Below are 1,829 nucleotides of genomic sequence, written 5' to 3'. Positions count from 1 at the left end.
TAGCTGTCGGGCAGGGTCATCGTGCGCACCCGCAGCCGCATCGCGTCGAGCACGCCGCGCTCGGTCAGCAGGTGCAGCACCTGCGCCCCGAAGCCGCCGCGCGAGCCCTCCTCCAGCGTGATCAGAACCTCGTGGCTCGCCGCCAGGTCCAGGATCAGCGCCTCGTCCAGCGGCTTGGCGAAGCGCGCATCCGCCACCGTCACAGCGATGCCGGCCGCCTCCAGCGTCTCGGCCGCCTTCAGCGCCTCGGACAGACGCGTGCCCAGCGACAGCAGCGCCACCCGCGCGCCCTCGGGCCGCGTCACGATCCGGCCCCGGCCGATCGCCAGCGGAACGCCCACCTCCGGCATCTCGACGCCCACCCCCTCGCCGCGCGGGTAGCGCAGCGCGATCGGGCCGTCGTCGTGCGCGTGGCAGGTCGCCACCATGTGCACCAGCTCGGCCTCGTCGGCCGCCGCCATCACCGTCATGTTCGGCAGGCAGCACAGGTACGCCAGGTCGAACGCCCCCGCATGCGTCGCCCCGTCGGCCCCCACCAGCCCCGCCCGGTCCAGCGCGAAGCGCACCGGCAGGTTCTGCAGCGCCACGTCGTGGATCACCTGGTCGTAGGCCCGCTGCAGGAAGGTCGAGTAGATCGCCACGAACGGCTTGTAGCCCTCCGTCGCCAGGCCGCCGGCGAACGTCACCGCGTGCTGCTCGGCGATCCCGACGTCGAAGGTCCGGTCCGGATGCGCCTTGCCGAACAGGTCGATCCCGGTGCCGCCCGGCATCGCCGCGGTGATCGCCACCACCTTGTCGTCGGCATCCGCCGCCTTGATCAGGCTCTCGCCGAACACCCGCGTGTAGGCCGGGGCGTTGGCCTTGGCCTTGGTCTGCACGCCCGACAGCACGTCGAACTTCACCACGCCGTGGTAGCGGTCGGCCGACGCCTCCGCCGGCGCGTAGCCCTTGCCCTTCTGCGTCACCACGTGCAGCAGGATCGGGCCCTGCTCCGAGTCGCGCACGTTCTTCAGCACCGGCAGCAGGTGGTCGAGGTTGTGCCCGTCCACCGGCCCGACGTAGTGGAAGCCCATCTCCTCGAACATCGTGCCCGAGCCGACGATCAGCCCGCGGGCGAACTCCTCGGCCTGCGCCGCCCGCTGGTAGATCGCCTTCGGCAGCAGCTTGCCGAGCTGCTTGGCGGTCTCGCGCAGGCCCCGGTACGCCCCGCCCGACGCCAGCCGCGCCAGGTAGGCCGACATCGCGCCCACGGGCGGCGCGATCGACATGTCGTTGTCGTTCAGGATCACGATCAGCCGCGAATGCAGCGCGCCGGCGTTGTTCATCGCCTCGTAGGCCATGCCCGCCGACATCGAGCCGTCCCCGATCACCGCGATCATGTTGCGGCGCTTGGGCTCGGCGTGGCCCTTGGCCTTCTCCGAGGCCGCGTGCAGGTCCCGCGCCACCGCCATGCCCAAAGCGGCCGAGATCGAGGTCGAGGAATGCGCCGCCCCGAACGGGTCGTATTCGCTCTCCGAGCGCTTGGTGAAGCCCGACAGCCCGCCGCCCTGGCGCAGCGTCCGCATCCGCTCGCGCCGCCCGGTCAGGATCTTGTGCGGATACGCCTGGTGCCCGACGTCCCACACGATCCGGTCGTCGGGCGTGTCGAACACGTGGTGCAGCGCCACCGTCAGCTCGACCACCCCGAGCCCCGACCCGAGATGACCGCCCGTCACCGACACGGCCTCGATCATCTCCGAGCGAACCGCGTCCGCCACCGCCCGGAGATCGCTCTCCGGAAGCAACCGCAACGCGGACGTCTCGGACAAACCGTCCAAAATCGAGGGGGC

Annotated in this window: 1 protein-coding gene; it reads right to left on the bottom strand. The window is 71.4% G+C overall.

Annotated elements, in window-relative coordinates:
• On the bottom strand, positions 1–1,817 hold a 1,817-nt coding region (gene dxs / locus FV223_RS26570; RefSeq protein WP_246689825.1), incomplete at its 3' end, for a 1-deoxy-D-xylulose-5-phosphate synthase.
• Positions 1,818–1,829 lie beyond the last annotated feature (12 nt).

It is taken from the genome of Methylobacterium sp. WL116 (assembly GCF_008039455.1).
In the GTDB taxonomy this organism is placed as follows: domain Bacteria; phylum Pseudomonadota; class Alphaproteobacteria; order Rhizobiales; family Beijerinckiaceae; genus Methylobacterium.
Note: the sequence above shows the minus strand (reverse complement) of the source record. Positions and strands in the feature narration are given on the sequence as shown.